Genomic DNA, 1,952 nt, shown 5'->3' on the forward strand with positions numbered 1-1,952 from the left:
TAGAAATCTGCTCAACCCCAAAAAACTCCTGATACCCTACCTAATGCTCCCACTGAGCCAGAACAAACACTTCTAGAATTTACCTCTCACGGGTATGTACAGCGGCAAAGTGCCACAACACAGCCAAAATTACCCAAGTCAATTAAACAAGGGGAGGACTTTGTAGTTCAGGCTCAGCTGTTGCTCACCACACAAGAATTAATGGTAATCACTGGTTCTGGCAAAGCCTACCCAGTCAAAATTAGAGATATTCCACCAGCGGCTGGACGCAAGCAGGGTATTCCCTTGGTAAAGTTGCTGCCAAATTCTGCCCAATCAGAAACAGTTGTGGCTCACTTTAGGGTGCCAGATGACCTAGAAAACTTCACCCTAGTTTTGCTGACTCACCAAGGTAAAATTAAGCGTGTATCAGTATCTGAGTTGACAAAACTAACGAACCGTGGTATGTTGCTTACCAAGTTCAGAAATGATGATCAACTACAGTATGCCAACCTATCTACTACAGCGACACAAGTGGTGGTAGCAACCAGCAATGGACGGCTTTTGCGGTTTGAGGTGAATGACAAACAGTTACCGATTATGGGACGCAGCGCTCAAGGAAATCAAGCTTTGCGGCTAAAGGGTAAAGAAAAGCTGGTTGGCTGTGTTGTCCTAGGGGAAGAGGAAAACCTCTTACTGGTGTCTGAGCAGGGGTATGGAAAGCGCCTCCCCGTGCAGGCGATCAGGTTGGCTAATCGGGGAGACCTGGGAACTCAAGCGCTACAGTTTAAAACCGCTAAAGATGGTTTGGTCAGCATGGTCAGGGATTCCATCGCCAATGACGTCATGGTAGTCACTTCCCTTGGCGGTAAGCGTTTAGCTATGAAATCCGTGCCGATTTGGGGAAAAGATGGCACAGGCGATCGCATTGCCCAACTCAAGCCGGAGGAAAAAATCATCAGCGTTACTCCTGTGATTCAGGACTTAACTGTTTAAGGCGATAGCCCACACTGTGAACGGTTTCAATCAAATCTCTGGGTGCGCCAGCTAATCTCAGTTTGCGCCTCAAACTTTTGATGTAAGCGTTGACCGTCTCCTCTTCGGGAGGGTTTTCAAAAGACCAGACGTGCTCGATAATAACACTGCGAGTTAGTACCCGCCGACCGTTGCGCAGCAAAAACTCCAGTAAACTATACTCCTTACGGGTAAAGTGGATAGGTTGGTGAGCATAGCTTACTTCATAGGTACTCGGGTCAAGACGCAAATCTCCCCACTTAAGTACTGGTGGTGCGATAGATTGACCTCGGCGCAGCAGAGCCCGAATCCGAGCAAATAATTCTGGTAAGTCAACTGGCTTAACTAGATAATCATCAGCCCCTGCATCTAGACCCTTGACTTTATCATTAGTGGTATCGCGACCCGTCAACATTAGAATCGGCATTTGATAGCCTTGGGCTCGCAATTTTCGACAAACACCAAAGCCATCGAGCTTGGGCAGAGTCAGATCTAGCACCATCAAGTCATAATCAAGCATTTGGGATTGCTGGCAAGCAATTTCCCCATTGGTAACCAGATCAACCACGTAACGTTGGTTGGTGAGGGCTTCGGATAAATTTTCAGCAAGGAGAATATCATCTTCCACTAATAAAATTTTCATTGTAGAAGTAGTTTTTTGTTAAAAATGACTGATAAGAGTACATAGGTAAAGTCTAAAAGAGATTGGAGTGGCGATTCTAGGTCAAGATTAACTTATGTGACTCTCGTTCCTCCAGTTTCTACCTAGATCAGCAACAGTTAAGTTGACAGCAGTCGCAACCACTGTTCATAATTATCAGGTGGATAAACTTTAGCATTCAAAATAAACCCTTGGCTAACGTTGTTGTAATTGGTGCCCAGTGGGGCGATGAAGGAAAAGGCAAAATAACAGATCTGCTGAGTCGTTCAGCAGATGTAGTCGTCCGTTACCAGGGGGA

Annotated in this window: 3 protein-coding genes; 2 read left to right on the forward strand and 1 reads right to left on the reverse strand. The window is 46.0% G+C overall.

The window, feature by feature from the left end; translation table 11 throughout:
* Positions 1-180 precede the first annotated feature (180 nt).
* Complete coding sequence (locus tag F6K20_RS36390) at positions 181-975, forward strand: DNA gyrase C-terminal beta-propeller domain-containing protein (RefSeq protein ID WP_287298082.1); 795 nt, start codon at positions 181-183, stop codon at positions 973-975.
* Here the strand turns inward: F6K20_RS36390 and F6K20_RS36395 are convergent.
* Complete coding sequence (locus tag F6K20_RS36395; protein ID WP_287267167.1) at positions 944-1,636, reverse strand: response regulator transcription factor; 693 nt, start codon at positions 1,634-1,636, stop codon at positions 944-946. The two genes, F6K20_RS36390 and F6K20_RS36395, sit on opposite strands and share 32 nt — an antisense overlap.
* A gap of 209 nt (positions 1,637-1,845) precedes the next feature.
* Between F6K20_RS36395 and F6K20_RS36400 the strand changes: the two genes are divergently transcribed.
* Positions 1,846-1,952, forward strand: a 107-nt coding sequence (locus F6K20_RS36400; RefSeq protein WP_287298084.1) for an adenylosuccinate synthetase, incomplete at its 3' end; no start/stop codon positions are given.

The sequence above is a fragment of the Moorena sp. SIO2C4 genome (genome assembly GCF_010672485.1).
Taxonomy (GTDB): Bacteria; Cyanobacteriota; Cyanobacteriia; order Cyanobacteriales; family Coleofasciculaceae; genus Moorena; species Moorena producens.